The 15866-nt window shown below is 69.4% G+C and carries 11 protein-coding genes and 1 other annotated feature; of the genes, 5 read left to right on the top strand and 6 right to left on the bottom strand.

Annotated features, from left to right (window positions below; genetic code table 11):
- Window positions 1–15: 15 nt before the first annotated feature.
- Entirely contained in the window at window positions 16–1908 is a 1893-nt protein-coding gene (locus HNR08_RS22830) for an HAD-IIIC family phosphatase (RefSeq protein WP_146840900.1), read from the bottom strand.
- On the bottom strand, window positions 1905–2531 hold the full coding sequence (locus tag HNR08_RS22825) for a serine O-acetyltransferase (protein ID WP_146840901.1): 627 nt from the start codon (window positions 2529–2531) through the stop codon (window positions 1905–1907). Before HNR08_RS22825 ends, HNR08_RS22830 begins: the two co-directional genes overlap by 4 nt.
- 232 nt (window positions 2532–2763) lie before the next feature.
- On the opposite strand from HNR08_RS22825, the gene HNR08_RS19195 reads away from it, so the two are divergent.
- Window positions 2764–3198 carry a MerR family transcriptional regulator gene (locus HNR08_RS19195; RefSeq protein WP_371862415.1) on the top strand — a complete coding sequence of 145 codons (435 nt, stop codon included), beginning with the start codon at window positions 2764–2766 and terminating at the stop codon, window positions 3196–3198.
- 24 nt (window positions 3199–3222) lie between these two features.
- Here the strand turns inward: HNR08_RS19195 and HNR08_RS19190 are convergent, their stop codons facing one another.
- Entirely contained in the window at window positions 3223–4713 is a 1491-nt protein-coding gene (locus HNR08_RS19190) for a SulP family inorganic anion transporter (RefSeq protein ID WP_307724270.1), read from the bottom strand.
- 317 nt (window positions 4714–5030) lie between these two features.
- Between HNR08_RS19190 and HNR08_RS19185 the strand changes: the two genes are divergently transcribed.
- Window positions 5031–5537, top strand: coding sequence for a DUF421 domain-containing protein (locus HNR08_RS19185; RefSeq protein ID WP_146840698.1), 507 nt, complete (start codon window positions 5031–5033; stop codon window positions 5535–5537).
- A gap of 383 nt (window positions 5538–5920) precedes the next feature.
- Here HNR08_RS19185 and HNR08_RS19180 read toward each other — a convergent pair whose 3' ends face one another.
- Window positions 5921–6922, bottom strand: a complete 1002-nt coding sequence (locus HNR08_RS19180) for a hypothetical protein (RefSeq protein WP_146840699.1) — start codon at window positions 6920–6922, stop codon at window positions 5921–5923.
- A 356-nt stretch (window positions 6923–7278) separates the two neighbouring features.
- On the opposite strand from HNR08_RS19180, the gene HNR08_RS19175 reads away from it, so the two are divergent.
- On the top strand, window positions 7279–7761 hold the full coding sequence (locus HNR08_RS19175) for a nuclear transport factor 2 family protein (protein ID WP_183835221.1): 483 nt from the start codon (window positions 7279–7281) through the stop codon (window positions 7759–7761).
- A gap of 525 nt (window positions 7762–8286) precedes the next feature.
- On the opposite strand, the gene HNR08_RS19170 is transcribed toward HNR08_RS19175, so the two are convergent.
- Window positions 8287–10425, bottom strand: a complete 2139-nt coding sequence (locus HNR08_RS19170; protein WP_146840701.1) for a DNA methyltransferase — start codon at window positions 10423–10425, stop codon at window positions 8287–8289.
- A 2-nt stretch (window positions 10426–10427) separates the two neighbouring features.
- Window positions 10428–13163, bottom strand: coding sequence for a DEAD/DEAH box helicase (locus HNR08_RS19165; protein ID WP_183835219.1), 2736 nt, complete (start codon window positions 13161–13163; stop codon window positions 10428–10430).
- A 332-nt stretch (window positions 13164–13495) separates the two neighbouring features.
- On the opposite strand from HNR08_RS19165, the gene HNR08_RS19160 reads away from it, so the two are divergent.
- Both HNR08_RS19160 and HNR08_RS19155 read left to right on the top strand, forming a co-directional pair.
- A protein-coding gene (locus tag HNR08_RS19160) for an IS3 family transposase (RefSeq protein WP_246803297.1) occupies window positions 13496–14733 on the top strand; the annotation gives its coding sequence in 2 pieces (ribosomal slippage) (window positions 13496–13775 and window positions 13775–14733; 1239 coding nt in all).
- Window positions 13774–13887 (top strand) — a sequence feature (AL1L pseudoknot). Its footprint overlaps the gene before it by 114 nt.
- Window positions 14734–14756: 23 nt before the next feature.
- Window positions 14757–15821: a competence protein CoiA family protein gene (locus HNR08_RS19155; RefSeq protein WP_183835217.1), complete on the top strand. Its 1065-nt coding sequence runs from the start codon at window positions 14757–14759 to the stop codon at window positions 15819–15821.
- Window positions 15822–15866: the final 45 nt, after the last annotated feature.

The following is a 15866-nucleotide window of genomic DNA, read 5'->3' as shown; positions in this document are numbered from 1 at the left end:
TGGTGTTCCTTCGTGTCAGGTGCTGGAGGTCTGGCGGTCGCTCGGGAGAGCGACGGTGATGTACTCGGGGCGGTGGGGTTCGCGGTCGGTGGTGAGCTCCCAGGTCTGGGTGGGGCCGTGCCCGTGCTCGTCGACTGCGCCCGGGGTGTCGATGCGGCTGAACCCGGTGGTGGGCAGGATCGGCTCGGCGGGTGCGTTGCGTCCGGACGGCACGAGGTGGCCGACGACGCGGGCGAACCCGTGTTCGCGGGCGTGGTCGACGAGGACGGCGAGCAGGGCGTTCTCGGCGGTGCGGCCCAGGACCCGGCAGGACATGACGAACGTGTCGATGACCAGGGCGTCGGCGTCGGGGACGGCGATGAGCGCGGCGACCAGGCCGTGGTCGTCGAACCGGTCGCGCACCCGCATGCCCCAGATGACCGCGCCGGGGGTGGCGGCGAGGGTCTCGACGGCGGTGGCGGTGTGCCGACGGCCGGTGAGGTTGAGCTGGTTCGTCTTGCCGATGAGCTGGACGATGCGCGGCAGGTTGGTCGCGTCGAGGTCCTCCAGGGTGGCGGTCATGTCCAGGCCGGCGAGGAACTCCTCAGGTGTGCTGGCCTGGGTGGCGACGTCCCGGATCTGGGCGCGGGCGCGGTACTGCTCGGTGCGGCGGCCGTCCTCGGCGCTGAGCGCGGTGGTCTGCAGGCCGGGGAACCGGGCCAGCGCGCGGATGTACCCGGAGGGGTCGGTGGGCAGGTCCACGACGGCGACTTGGGGCAGATCGTGGTGCACTCGCTCGCGCTCGAGGGGGTTGTCGTCGACGAACACCAGGGAGTCCAGGCCGAGGTCGAGGTCGTCGGCGATGGCGCGCAGGGCCGATGGCTTGTCGCCCCAGGACGCCTGGAACGACACGAAGTCCTCCAGCCGCAGGACCATCTCGGGGTGCTCGGTGAACGGAGCCCGGGCCTCGTCGGGGTTGTTCTTGGACGACACGGCCAAGACCAGGCCGCGGCTGCACAGCGCGGAGACGTAGCGCTGGAACGCGACGAACGCCTCGCCGGCGGGGCCGCCGCCCAGGGTGATGCCGGCGAGTCCGTCCTCGCCGATGACACCGCCCCACAGGGTGTTGTCCAGGTCGACCACGACGACCTTGCGTGACAGGCCGGCTGCGGCCGCGACGACGTCCATGGCGCGGACGGCGAGCGGCCCGACGGCGCCGAGGCCGATGGCGTGCTTGGAGGTGTACCAGAACCGGTCGTCGAACCACGCGCTGAGTCCGACCTCGGCGGCGACCATCTCGGCGTCGACGAGGTGGGTGCCGCGCGGGAGGTGGTCGGCGAGGGCAGCGTTGACCGCGCGGACCAGGCGGCTGCGACCGGCGGGCAGGACGGCGCCGAGTCCGCCGAGGGCGTCGTCCGGCGCCGGCACGAAGGTCGTCTGGACGATCGTGGCGCCCGTGCGCTCGCGCACGAGGTCCCACAGGCCGGCCCAGCGGGCGACCTCGGCGTCGACGGCGCCGAGGGGGTCATCGGGGGCCTCGGGGAGGCGCAGGTCGCGGTGGTCGATCACGAGCAGGACAACGTCGGGTGCGAAGGCGTACAGCTCCGAGCCCGGGTCGAGCACGGCTTGCTCGTAGGCGCGGTACCCCGTCTCGTAGGTCTCGAGCGCCACGCCGTGCGCGAGTGCAGCGACGCGCAGCGCTGCGGCGAGCTGGCCGCTGGTGTGGCTGGACAGCAGGGCCAGCCGCATCGTCCGCCGGGCCCACGCGGGCGGCGCGCCGTCGCTGCGCAACCGGGTGAGCAGCCGGTCGGCGGTGGCCCAGACGGTGAAGTCCGGCTCGGACCGGGCGACCCGCGCCAGGGCATCGAGCGCGGCGCTGGTGTCCCCGGCGCGGTGGTGGGCGAGGGCCTGGTCGAGGTAGCGCTTCACGCGGCGTCCTCCGGCTGCGCGCGGCGGGGGATGACCCGTGGGGGCGGGGCCAGGACGGTCGCGCCGGGCGGCACGTGCGTCATCACCACGGCGTTGGGTCCGATGGTCGCGCCGTCGCCGACGATCACGCGTCCCACGAGCACACAGCCAGCGCCGAGCGAGACGTCGTGCCCCACCCGCGGAGCCTGGGCGTGGAAGGTGGCGGGATCGCCGCTGCCGGCGCCCAGGGTGACGTTCTGCCGGATCACCGTCCCGTCGCCGATCTGCGCTCCGGGGTGGATGACGATGCCGTGCTGGTGGGCGATCCGCACGCCGCGGCCGAGCTGCACGCTGTTCGGGATCTCGATGCCGGCGACGTTGCGCATGAGGATGCCGGCGAGCCGCTGAGCGGCTGACATCGCCGGTCGCAGCGCCGCGGGGAAGCCGTCGGAGGCGATCCATGCACCCCAGCGCTGCGTGGCCGCGGCGTAGAACCCGGGGGTCCACAGACCCTCGGAGTTGATCTTGTGGTCCTGGCGGATCGCCGCGAGGAAGTCGCGCAGGCTGCCCGGTCCGGGTGTCGGCGGGGTGCATCCGCGATCGGGGATCGTCGAGGTGGTGTGGCTCGTACTCGGTGCGGTCACGGGGGCTCTCTCCTGGCTGTACCGGCGACGCGCCACCGATTCCGGACAAAACGGGCGAAGCGCTCGAACCGACCCTAACGTGAGGTGAGAGTATGTGTCGTCGTCGTCACCCGTTGGACGTGCCCTCGCGAGGGTGAAACTCCGGGCGGGTTGCGGGGGGGGGGGGGGGGGGGGGGGGGGGGGGGGGGGCGAGCCCACCCGGAGGCGCCGTCGGTGGGCGGGTCGGATCGCTATGCTCGGGCGTCGCTGGCGAAGGGAGAGCGTGGTGGACACGCGGCACATGCAGATCGGCGAGGTGGCCGAGCGCACGGGCCTGTCGCTGCGCACGATCCGGTACTACGGGGAGGTCGGCCTGGCCGAGCCGTCCGCGCGTAGCCAGGGCGGGTTCCGCCTGTACACCGAGCTCGACGTCGAGCGTCTGAAGCTCATCATGCGGATGAAGCCGCTGGACTTCTCGCTGGAGGAGATGGGCGATCTGCTCGCGATCCTTGACCGCCTCCCGGAGGCCGGCGGCGACGAGCGCGAGGAGCTGCTCGAGCGGCTGTTGACCTACCGCACCGCGGCGGACGATCGCGCCCGCAAGCTGCGCAAGACCCTCGAGGTCGCCGAGGACTTCCGACGGTTCATGTACGAGCAGTCGGGTCGGGCCGCCGCCGAGCGCGCCTGAGCACGTCGGCGGCGACCGCGGAGGTCAGTGACCGCCGCCGAGGTGGCCGGCGAGCCGGTCGTGGCGACGGGCGCTGTCGGCGTTCAGGCCGACGATCTGCACCTGCTTGCCCTTGGCGTGGTACTTCGTGGTGATCGCGTCCAGTGTCGCGACCGTCGAGGCGTCCCAGACGTGCGCGCCGGACAGGTCGATCACGACGCGCTCGGGGTCGCCGTCGTAGTCGAACTGGTAGACGAGGTCGTTCGAGGAGGCGAAGAACAGCTCCCCGGACACCGCGTACACCCGCTCGCCGTCGTCGTCCGAGTGATCGAGCCGGGTCACGGTGGTCAGGTGCGCGACCCGCCGGGCGAACAGCACCATCGCGGCGATCACGCCGGCGACGACGCCGTAGGCGAGGTTGTGGGTCGCGACGACGACCGCCACGGTCAGCACCATCACCAGGGTCTCGCTCAGGGGCATCCGCCGCAGGGTAGCCGGGCGGATGGAGTGCCAGTCGAACGTCGCGACCGACACGATCACCATCACCGCGACCAGCGCGGCCATCGGGATGATCCCGACCACGTCGCCCAGACCGACGACGAGCACCAGCAAGAACACGCCGGCCAGGAACGTCGAGATCCGGGTGCGGGCACCGGAGGCCTTCACGTTGATCATCGTCTGGCCGATCATCGCGCAGCCCCCCATGCCGCCGAACATGCCCGACAGGACGTTCGCGACGCCCTGGCCCCACGCCTCGCGCGTCTTGTTCGAGTGGGTGTCGGTGACGTCGTCGACGAGCTTGGCCGTCATCAGCGACTCCAGCAGGCCCACCAGCCCCATCGCCAGGGCGTACGGCGCGATGATCCGCAAGGTCTCGAGGTTCAGCGGCACGTCGGGCCACAGCAGCGACGGCAGACTGTCCGGCAGTGCTCCCTCGTCGCGCACCTGCGGCACCTGCAGCGACAGCAGCACGGTCGCGGCGGTCAGCACCACGATCGCGACCAGCGGCGCCGGCACAACGGTGGTCACCCTCGGCAGCAGCACGATCACGGCGATACCTACCGCCACGAGCGGGTAGACCACCCACGGCACGTCGACCAGGTGCGAGACCTGGGCGAGGAAGATCAGGATCGCCAGGGCGTTGACGAACCCGACCATCACCGACCGCGGGATGAACCGCATCAGGCGCGCCACACCGAGCAAGCCGAGGACGACCTGGATCAGCCCGCCGAGGATCACCGTCGCCAGCAGGTAGTCCAAGCCATGGTCGCGAGCCACCGGCGCGATCACCAGGGCGATCGCGCCCGTCGCGGCCGAGATCATCGCCGGTCGGCCGCCCAGGAACGCCAACGACACCGCCATGACGAACGAGCTGAACAGCCCGACTCGGGGATCGACCCCGGCCAGGATCGAGAACGAGATGGCCTCGGGGATCAGGGCCAGGGCGACCACCAGGCCGGCCAGCACCTCGGTCCGCAGGCGGCGCGGTGAACGCAGCGCACCAAGAACCGAGTGAGCTGCGTCGGCTTCGGGCACGACAGGATGAATGGGCCTGGGAGGAGAGGACGTCACGTCAGGTCCGTTCCGGTCGAGGGGGAGACCTCGGTCGGCACGCCGCGCGAGGTCGATGGTGTGCGCGTCGTCGCGCGGGAGTCGACGGCGGGTCGCGCGCCATCGGCGCAGCGCTACCCACCTGATCCCTACCCTAACGTGACAGGAGAGTTGCGTCGACGCACGGGGTGCTGAGATCCGACGGGACGAATAACGGTGTGCTCGAGGTTCCCTCCGGTCGCCCCGGGCGTCGCGTGCCACGAGGGTGGAGACGAGGACGGCGAGGACCGGGGGAGGCGTGCATGTGGTTCGACTCGTGGGGCGACCCGCTGCGGGTGGTGCTGGTCGGCGCCGCGGCGTACGCCGCCCTCATCCTGCTGCTGCGAGTCTCGGGCAAGCGCACCCTGGCCAAGCTGAACGCGTTCGACCTCGTCGTCACCGTCGCACTGGGCTCGACGCTCGCCACGATCCTGCGCAGCGCGGACGTCGCATGGACCGAGGGCGTCACCGCCCTCGTCGTGCTCGTCCTGCTGCAGCTGCTCGTGTCCTGGACGACCTCGCACCTTGGTCCCGGCCGGTCGGTCGTCACCGCGCGACCCACGACGGTGCTGCGCGACGGCATGCTCGACGAGTCCGCCCTCGCGGCGCAGCGGCTGACGCCGGCGGAGGTGCGCCAGGCGGTCCGTAGCAGCGGGGCCGGCGGGTTCGACCAGGTCGCGCGCGTCGTGCTGGAGACCGATGGCACCCTGAGTGTGGTCACCACGTCCCAGCTCGGCGACGGCACCGCGCTCGAGCCCGGCGACCGCTGACCGTCGACCAGCTCCGGCCCGACGCGGCGCCGGTAGCAGGGCCGCACATGCAACGCCGTTGCCCGCCTACGACGGATTGCGCGAAGCTGTGGCGTCGGGCGTCGGTCCAGCGCCCCGGGCGACCCCACAGCGCCCGACCCCGCGCGCCCAAGACCGTCGACGCCTAGCAGCCGCCGCTACGGGTGTTCTTCGGCGCAAGGCCGACACCGATGATCCCGGGCCTGCACCAGCCCCCCGCGCCTGGGCATCGGGGGAGCAATCGAGGACGTCTGCATCGACGGTCACTGTCTCAGCCGGGCCGCTCCGAGCTCCAGGGCGCGTTCGCAGAGCGATATATCCGCAGGTCAGAGCGGTACGCAGGCTACTACTGGCACCCCTGCGTATCAGGATGGGTCGTACTCGTCGTAGTCGGACGCTTCAAGCACGTCGGCGAAATCGACCTCGGGCTCAGGCGGTTCCCAGGTGCCGTCGATGCCCAGCGCCTCGGTCTCCTCCGCGTTCAGCTTGAGGTCACAGACGGGGCACTCGAGCCCCTCAAAGCTGAGTCCCGCGAACGCGACGTAGTAGCCGCCATCGGGGTCCCTTTCGACGTCAACGTCGCTGGTCCATCCGAGCGCCGCACTGTAGCCGCACGCTGGACACGGGTGCTCGACCGTCTCGTCGAAGGCCGGGCGCAGTCGCTCCAGCTGGCGGACGAGCGCATCGCGACCCTCGGGTTGCTCGATGGCGTCGAGGCGAAGCTCGAAGGCCTGCTTCGCCAGGACGACGCGGCGTTTCGCGAGCTTGAGCAGCCGTCGCACCCGCTGTGTCTGGAGCGATAGAGCCTCGTTGGCCTCATCCCGCCAGAACAGAGCAGGAGGGAGCTCGATCGCCTCGACGACGAGGGTGACGTACACGACCATCGCACGGACCGCCTCGGTGAGCCGATCGGGGTCGACCACGGCCAGGTGAACGGCGTCGTTGCGTACGTCCAAGGGCAGCTCGACCGACACGTTGCACTTCGGGTAAAGGCGCGCGACGACGGCCACCGCGACAGAGGCGTCGATCGTCCTCAGACGCCGGCGCTGCCCTCCGGGGACGGGTGCCACGTTGACGCCCGGACGGAACCGAGCCAGCGTGTCCACCATCTCGCCCTTGGTGTTCCCAGCGCTGCTCAGGAGCATGGGCTCTGTCTCGGCTACGGCGGCCTTCGCCGCTAGCTCCACTGCGGCTCCGACATGGAACGCCCCGTCGAGCAGAACGAACTCGTCCTTGCTCGTCACGGCCCGGATCGCTGCCCGCCCATGGTGTGACGCAGCATCCAACAGGTGCTCCACGACCTCATCGACGGGGCGCGTCCTGCTTCCTCTTCTCCAGCCAGTCAGAGGGGCGTCGCTGCTCGTCATCCAGCGATGATCGCGCGGTCGAGTGGGCGTACCCCTACGACACGCTGCCCGGACGACGACGGTCGCATCAGATGAATCATCGTTGCATCGGAGGTAACACCGGACGAAGATCCGCAGGTCACGCCACCGGCGCCATCGCACTGCTCGCGGCCTCCCGCGGCCGCGCATCGCAGGATGCATGGCCGACTCGCGGCGTTTGACCTGGTCAGAGGCCGACTTTGCCCGCGCGTCGGGGAGCGGTAGTGCCGTCGGCGTGTTACATCGAATGCAATACGCAGACTGCTACTGGCACCTCTGCGTATCACGATCGGTCGTACTCGACCCGCACTCGTAGCGCGATGACTAGCGTTTCGGTCATGACGAGCGAGATCGAGCTGCAGGAGCGCCTGGAGCGCCTCGAGTCCGAGTCCGCCATCCGCACGCTCGTGCACGAGTACTGTCATGGAGCCGACAAGCGTGACCGCGCCCGGTTCGCGGCGGTGTGGACCCCTGACGCCGTCTGGCAGGTGGCCCCGACGCAGGAGTTCCGCGGTGTGGAGGCGATCTGCGCCGCCGTCGAGTGGCAGTGGGGTGCGTTCCTGCAGATGCACCACTGGACCTCCAACCTCGTGATCGACCTGGACGGCGATCAGGCGCGCGGTGAGGTCGACGTCAGCGTGACGACCCAGTTCCTCGACGGGACTTGGGCGCGCGGAGGCGGGGTCTATCGCGACTCTTACGTTCGCACTGACGTCGGCTGGCGCATCTCGCGGCGGGAGGCCGAGCACCTGTTCGATCTGGACCCGAGGCCCAACGTCGGCGCTGGCACGGTCGCCGGCGATGCGTCGCTTCCGTCTTGAGTCCAGCGCGCCGGATCAGTAAAGCTGCACGTCAGAGCGATACGCAGACTGCTACTGGCACCTCTGCATATCAGGGTCAGTCGTACTAGAAGGGCCGAGCCGGCATCCGTAGGCGTGACCAGGGCTCAGCTGGAGCAGCCGCCGCACGTCGCGCCGCGATTTCGCGTCATGAGCGCCTGTGCCCAGATCCGGAGATCCGACCGTGCGGTGCAGGGACAGCGACGGTCATCGGCGCCCGGGTGCACGCCGCTGCAGTCGGACGCCTTCGCAAGCGTCGCCGACCGCGAGGGCGGGTCTGCCGTCGACGGGATCACCGGGAGATACGACCAGAGCGACCTCATCGTCTACGGCGCCGAGGACGATGAAAAGATGGACTCAATCCTCGATGCGCTGGAGCGCGCGCCCCCAGCACGTGCCTAAGCCACCCTCGACGCCGCCAAAACCGACGCTCGCCCGGTAGCAGCAGCAGCCCGCTCGCGCGCCCGGGCAAGGGCCCGATCTCCCAGGCCCGGTCAGTCCGACGAGCTACAGCGTCCGTGTGTTGATCTCGAAGCTGCGCAGGTAGTCAGCGTAGAGCCGGGTCGTCTGGAGGGACGGGTCGAGCCGCGCGACAATCTGCTGGTACTCGACGAGGGAGTCGGTGACGATGAACGCGTGCGTCAGGTTGTCGCGCAGAGCGGCCGCAGCGACGAACGCGCCCCACGTGCTCGTGTCGAACAGGACGCCATAGCAGGCGCCTGCTGGGATCGACCAGCCTTCCGTGGCCACCTCATTGATGCGCTCGCCTTGGGCGCCGGCGCGCAGCCAGAGCAGGGGGGCGATCGCCTCGAACCGGCGCCCGAGCGAGATCAGGGTTGGGTCCTCGTAGGTGAGGGTGAAGAACTCGGCGTTTTCGCGGAACCCGTCGGCCATGGGGAACTCGTCGACGAAGCGGTAGTCCCCTGCCACCGCCGATCCAGTCGTCGTGGTGCCGGTGATGGCGGCGCGGATGCGCGGTTTCGTGATGTAGTCGCAGATGCCAAGTGCCTCCCACTCGTCGTCCCCAGGCTTGAGCCCCCGCGCGCGCAACTTCTCCTGTTCGCCAGCGCTGACCTCGTTATTGGTGACGCAGATACTGCGACGGCGACCGCCATCCTGATGATTGAGCCGCATCACGGCGTGAGCCGTGGTACCAGAGCCCGCGAAGAAGTCGACAACGAGCGCCTCTTCCTTGTCGGCGAGGAAGTGACGAAGTGCGTCCTCGACGGCGTAGAGCGACTTGGCGTACGGGAACCTTCGGTCGGGGAGGAAGGTGTCCAGCAAGCCCGTCCCGTGTTGCTGCGCGTTATGCGAGGCACGGTCCCACTGGGTGTGCGGCATCACGGACTTCCTCGTCACGTACTGGGCGACCACCGCACCGCTCGGCTCTTTGCCGGTGACGGTCACGCGCCCGTCCTCGATGTCCTTGACCACGCCACCCAGGAGGTACTGGATGATGTAGGCCTGGGGCTTGCTTGGGGTGGCCTTGCCAGCGCGGACGTACCCCTTGGCCCACCGCTCGTCGAAGGCTGAGTCCGTAAGACTCCAGTTCATCTCGGTTCCGTCATCGCGCATCGGGAACACGGCGATGCACCCCGCCGGTGGCTTGTAGTCCTCGACCCGCGCACTCAGCGGAAGCGGAGCGCCGCGACCAACGATGTGTCCGGTCGCCTCATGTACGTGGATAGCGAAGAACTGGTTGGGTCCGCATGCACCCTTGCCTCGACGGCCACGCGCCCCTTCGATAGACCGTCGACGCATGGTCTCCCAGGCGACGGGCTGTCCTTCGGAGTTCTCGACGCCAGCAGGTGCGATTCGGGTACCGGGCGTCCACAAGAAGAAGATAAACTCATTACTACGGGCGAACTCGTTACCGCGAACGATTCCCCGAGGATTGATCACTGAAGAGACCATTTGCATCTTCCGGTCCGGAAAAATCTGCTCGAGCAGAAGGCCGAGACGCAGGTACTCCTTCTCGTCGATGGTCACGATCAGGACCGAGTCCGCGGGCTTCAGCAGGCGCTTGGCCAGCAGCAGGCGTCGTTCCATGAAGCTGAGCCACATTGAGTGGCGGTACGGATCGATGTCGTCGACGTAGTCGTTGTTGTACTTCCAGTCGCGGGCGCCGGTGTTGTACGGCGGATCGATGTAGATCGCGTCGACCTGGCCCTCGTGTGCGAACAGCAGCGCCTCGAGCGCGTGGTAGTTCTCCGCGTTGATGACCGTGTGGAACGGCCTACCGCCATCGTCGCCGTCCGCGCCACCCCCACGCAGGACGCTGCCGGTGGACACCAGGCCCGGGTAGATGGGGTCCCCGAACTCGCGCGTGGCCACCAGACGTCCGCTGGTGACCCGCCGGGTCTCCCCGTTACCATCGCGCAGCTGGGCGTGCGTCGCTGCGACGTCGGTCACCGTCCAGACGCCGGAGCCGTCGATGTCAGCAAGGTCGTCGGAGCCTTCCGCGATGACCTGGACCTTCTCCCCCTCCCGAATCCCGAACCCGGGAAGGACGACCGACTCAGGCAGGTGGCGGTCGAACACCAGGCCCAGGCGCCGGCTCTTGGTGACCTTGTCGTACTCGGCGCGCAGCGCCGTGCGCAGCTGCGGGTCCTTGATGGAGTCGATGAGGTTGTCGATGTGCGCCATGGTCAGTACCTCGTCCCGTACGCGCGGAAGAGGTCACGCGAGTCGGTGCCGTCGAAGGCCGCGATGGCGTCGCGGATCAGCGGGTCCTTATGGTTGAGCAGGAGGTAGTGCTCGTCGACGAGCGCGACGGACTGGATCCGGTGGTACGCGTCGGCGTGGGTGGTGGCGTAGGCGGCGAGCCCCTTGAGCTTGTCGACGGCGTCGGCAAGGTGCGTGCCGTGCGGGTCGACGAGCGAGGCGACCAGCTGGCCGGCGACATGGTCGACGAAGACGAAGTCCGGAGCCAGCCCGTTGATGCCACCGGTGGTCGTGTACGGGATCTGCAGCGAGTGCCGGCCGGTCGACGGGTTGCGGTACCAGGCCACGGCACCGGCGGCGAGCTCGGTGCGCAGCACGTGCTCCTCCCAGCCCTGCAACTCGGTGCGGTACAGCCCGGCGGCGTCGGACAGGATGTGCCGCTCCCACGCAGTGCCGGCGGAGCTCTCGGTCTTGCTGCTGGGCAGGGTGATCGTGGTCAGCAGGGGCCGGTCCGACTCGCGCTTGATGCGGTCGAACCGCTCCTGCTCGGGCGCGGGGAGCCGGGTGATCGCGCCGCCGTAGTCCTTGAACCACTGCTCGACGATGTGCGAGGCGCGGTTCTTCAATGCGGTCGGCAGGCTGGGATCGCCGGCCAGAGCGATGGTGGTCAGCTGCGCCTGGCGGATCTGGTCGTCGCGGTCGGCCAGACGCTTGACGTACGCGTTCGCTAGACCTTGCGGGAGTAGCGCCTCAGCGCGCTTCATCAGGATCTGCACGCCGCGGGCGTCGAGCACGAGCTCGGAGCTGGTGTCGGTACTGACGGAGGTTGGGTTGGCGAAGCCGACGGTGCGCTCGAAGAGCCGGGTGACGCCGGCGCCGCGCACGAGCTCGTCGAGTTCGCCGGAGTCCTCGAGCACCGTCCGGCGCTCGTCGACCACTGAGAGCAGCGCCGCCCGGGCCTTGATCGGCGCCTTCGAGTCGATCGTCACGCCGTCATGCTCGCCGGCGAGCAGGATCGCCATCTGGGTGAGCCGGTCGATGGGCGAGCGCAGCGTGCGCCGCGGAATCGTGTAGGACGGAAGCGCGGCGATCACGTCGAACACCGACGTCGACGCCGCGGCGCTGAGATCGTGCACCGGGGTCGCGTCGGCCGCGAACAGCCCTCCGGCCTCGATCGGCTCGTCGCTGCCCGAGCTCGTCGAGCTCGACACTGCCGGCTGTGCGACCTCGGTCGGTGAGGTGGGGGGCGCGCTCGTCTCGTCGATCGACGCCAGGTCGAAGTCGTCTGACGCCGGAGCCACGGCCGAGGTGGTTCGAGGCGCGGCGTCGTGGGCTGAAGCGGGTGCCGGGGCGAGGTTGGGGTTCCGCCCGAGCTCGACAGCGTCGACGATGACGGCGGTGCCGCTCGCGAGGGTCTCGTCGTCGCCGACGCGGAACCGTTCGGCGATCGCCTCGACGGCGGCCTTGTCGAACTTCGGCAGGATGCAGTGGACGGCGTTGAGGTCCTGGTCGGTGTCGATGCGCCGCGCGAGGGGGGTGCGCACCATGCGCCCCATCACCTGCGTGATGAGGTCGAGGTCGCGGGCCACGCGGAACGAGAGCAGGACCTCGGCGCGCGGGCAGTCCCACCCGGTCGTGATCGCCGTCTTGCACAGCACGACGCGGATCTCGGTGCGGTCCTGGATGTCCTCGGGCGGGCACCAGGGGATCTCGTAGCTGCCTGCGCTCACCGCGGTGTGGTCGGCGAAGGTGTGCACGACGGCCTCGGGGCCGATGCCGGGCCACTCCTCGAGCACCGTGCTGATCAGCGTGCCGAGCTCGGCCGGCGTCGGCTTGTCGGCCACCTGGATGACCAGCGCGGGATGGACGGTCGGCTCACCGGTCGCCGCGGTGTACGCGGCCCACTTCTGGTCGTACAGCCGCACGCGCTGGACGGCGAACCGGACGAGGGCCGGCTCGGCGGCGTCGATGCCCTGGGTGTGGCCCAGGACGATCTGCTCCTTGAGGAGTCCCGAGGCGCGCACGTCCTCGATCTGCACGGTGTGCTGCTTCGTAGTCCGGCCGGCCTCGGCCATCGCGCCGAGAAACCGCCGCGGTGTCGCGGAGATGCCCCACACTACGGGTGCCGCGGGGCGAGCGGTCGCGCCGCCGCCGATGATCTGGCTGACGATCGTCTCGCGGTTGCGGCCGGACGCAGCGGCTGTCGTGGTGCCCCGGTGGGCCTCGTCGACCACGACGACGAAGCCGTGCGGGCGCTGGACGATCGTGTTCGCGATCGTCTCCCACAGCGAGTAGTTGCGCCCGTCGACGCGCGACCTCGACAGCGTCGCGTTGGCGCCCAGTTTCTGGATGTTGAGGAAGTAGACGCGCCCGGGGGCGAAGACCTCCTCATCGAAGTCGCTCTCGATGATCGTTAACCGGTTGAGCTTGATGTCCGAGGAGGAGTCGAGCATCTTCTGCAGCGTCTGCCGGTTCAGCGACGGGTCGTCGGTGACCCACAGGAACGTCGCATCCTCGACTCCCGGGGTCGCCTCGTCCCCGTCCAGAGACGCCTCGATGACCCCGGTCGCGATGACGGTCTTGCCCGCGCCGGTCGGTGCGGCGAGCACGACGGCGGCCCGCTCGTCGGGATCCTCGTCGTGATCGCGGGTTGCGCGGGTGAGGTGCTTGGAGACCGCCGCGACGGCAGTCTCCTGATAATCGAACAGCTCGTACTTCACACCCGCTCCTCCGCTCCGGCCCCCAGCAGCGTAGAGCCCGACAGCGGTTGCCATGGCCAGAGTGGAGTCAGCGACTAGATGATGCTGATCGCAACGCCACCGATGCCGGCGTCGCGCGAGGTGAAGACACGCGGCCCAACACCACTGCGCTACAGGGTGGCTGCCACTTGGGGATAGGCCATCTGAGGGATACCTGCCTGCGCGTGCCCTCTCCAGGTACCTACCCTCGCCTCGAGAGGGGGATGTCCCGTGCCTCTGGTGGCCGAACTCGACGGCGTTCGTGAACCGCCCCGGCTTCCGTAGAGGCTCTCAATCCACGGAGGATGAGAGTCATGGCAGCACCGAGGAAGTACCCGGAGGAGCTTCGGGAGCGAGCGATCAGGATGGCCGTCGATGCGCGGCGTGACCCCGCGACGCGGGTCGGGGCGCTGCGCCGGATCGGTGACCAGCTCGGGATCAATCCCGAGACGTTGCGGAACTGGGTCACCCAGGCCGAGGTCGACGCCGGCGATCGACCCGGGACGAGCACGTCGGACGCGCAGCGGCTGGCCGAGCTCGAGCGGGAGAACCGTGAGCTGCGCCGATCCAACGCGATCTTGAGGTCGGCGTCGGCTTTCTTCGCGGCGGAGCTCGACCGCCCACAACGGTGATCGTGGAGTACATCGACGGCCACAAGGGCCAGTTCGGGGTCGAGCCGATCTGCAGGGAGCTGCAGGTCGCCCCGAGCACCTACTACGCGGCCAAGACACGTCCAGCCTCGGCGCGGTCTGTCGGCGACGCCGAGCTGACCGAGGTGATCACCGCTGAGCACGCGGGGAACTACGGGGTCTACGGGGCGCGCAAGATGTGGAAGCACCTGCACCGCCTGGGCCACCCGATCGGGCGCTGCCGGGTCGAACGCTTGATGCGCGCCGCTGACCTGCACGGAGCCGTCCGCGGCCGGGCCAGGCGCACCACGATCCCGGGCAAGGACGGTTGCCGCGCCGGGGACCTGGTCAACCGCGCGTTCACCGCGACCGCCCCGAACCAGCTGTGGGTCGCGGACTTCACCTACGTCCGGACGTGGGCCGGCTTCAGCTACGTCGCGTTCATCATCGACGTCTACTCACGCATGATCGTCGGCTGGAAGGCCGACACCACGATGCGCGCCGACCTGGTCACCGACACCCTGGAGATGGCCGTGTGGTCTCGCGGCCGCGCCGGCGTTACCGACCTGACCGGGCTCATCCATCACACCGATGCAGGGTCGCAATACGTCAGCCTGGCGCTGACCGAGCGGCTCGCCGCGCTCGGCATGCGGGCCTCGATCGGGACCGTCGGCGACGCCTACGACAACGCCCTGGCCGAGTCCACCATCGGCCTGTTCAAGACCGAGCTCATCCGTCGCCGGGGGCCCTGGCGGACGCTGGATGACGTCGAGATCGCGACCCTGGAGTGGGTCGACTGGTTCAACAACCGGCGCCTGCACACCGAGCTCGGCGACATCCCACCGAGCGAGCACGAGGCCGCCCACTACCGTCAGATCACGGCGTCCACGACGCTGGAAACCAAAGAACCGAGCCTCCACTGAACCCGGGGCGGTTCATTCGCGTCGTGTCGATCGACCTTGACGACGACGAGTGGGATGCGCTGCGGATGAAGTCCCGCGGGGGCGCTCTGCGATTCCGCGACTGCTCCTCCGCCGCGTACTTGCGTACCTCTCACCGAGGACTGCGGCACTTCGCTCACGCGCCTGGCGCGGGCGGCTGCGACGCGCACGCCAACGAGTCCGTGGCGCACATGCAGGTCAAGGCACTCATCATCGTCGCCGCGCGCGCTGCTGGCTGGCAAGCGCAGCCTGAGGTGCCCGGTCCCGGCTACCAAGCCGACGTCCTGGCCACGTCCCCCGCCGGCATGCGACTGAACTTCGAGGTCCAGCTCTCCCGCGAAGAGGACACCGACTACCGAACCCGAAGCACGCGGCGGACAGCGGACGGCTGCCGCGTACTGTGGTTGACCCGCTACCCCCTTGCGCCGCGAAACGAATGGGACCTCGATCCCCTCGCAGTCCCCGACCCGCGCGCGCCGCAAGCCCGACTCACCCAAACGGATCAGCAGCAGTTCACCGTGCAGCTCGACCGGACTTGCACTCTCGGCGAAGCAGTGGCCGATCTTCTCTCGGGAAGGGTCGCGCTGCGGCCGCGCATCGTCGGAGAGCGGACCTCGACGGTCGTCTTGGCACGGCGATCATGCTGGAGCTGCGGCGTTCGGATGACGCTGTGGCGCGCAGTAGGCGAGCAGACGGTCGGCGTATGTGGTCGCTGGGTCGACGCCGCCGCTGAGCGCCCAGTGGATAATGCACAGGCCAAGCCGGAACAGGCGCGCGACATCCGCGCGGCGGTCGCGCATCGCATCAATGCGCTGCGGTGGCCCGCAATGGCGCACCTGTCATCGCGTGTGTCGAAGGAAGCAGGGAGGACATACGTCGCCTTCTCCTGCTGGAGGTGCAGCCGAGTTCAAGGCGACCACTACCTCGCTGAGGTCTGGCATGAGGCCGCTTACAACCCCGATCAGCCCAGAGTGCGCGTCAGCCGCGGTGCGAGCACAGTCGCAGCCGCACACTGGTGCCGCCCGCCGACCGGAGCAGCACCGTGCGGAAGCACGGCAAGTACTGGGTGACGCCGACCCGCGCGCACCGGTGAGTACTGCACGCACGTGCCGGGG

It is taken from the genome of Cellulomonas hominis (genome assembly GCF_014201095.1).
Taxonomy (GTDB): Bacteria; Actinomycetota; Actinomycetes; order Actinomycetales; family Cellulomonadaceae; genus Cellulomonas; species Cellulomonas hominis.
This window is presented reverse-complemented; position numbering and strand designations above follow the sequence as displayed.

What these genes read in the sequence shown, in the direction of transcription:
- HNR08_RS19195 (WP_371862415.1), top strand. Translation starts at nt 2,764, where the DNA reads ATGCTCGGGCGTCGCTGGCGAAGGGAGAGCGTGGTGGACACGCGGCAC.
- HNR08_RS19185 (WP_146840698.1), top strand. Translation starts at nt 5,031, where the DNA reads ATGTGGTTCGACTCGTGGGGCGACCCGCTGCGGGTGGTGCTGGTCGGC.
- HNR08_RS19180 (WP_146840699.1), bottom strand. Translation starts at nt 6,922, where the DNA reads ATGACGAGCAGCGACGCCCCTCTGACTGGCTGGAGAAGAGGAAGCAGG.
- HNR08_RS19175 (WP_183835221.1), top strand. Translation starts at nt 7,279, where the DNA reads ATGACGAGCGAGATCGAGCTGCAGGAGCGCCTGGAGCGCCTCGAGTCC.
- HNR08_RS19170 (WP_146840701.1), bottom strand. Translation starts at nt 10,425, where the DNA reads ATGGCGCACATCGACAACCTCATCGACTCCATCAAGGACCCGCAGCTG.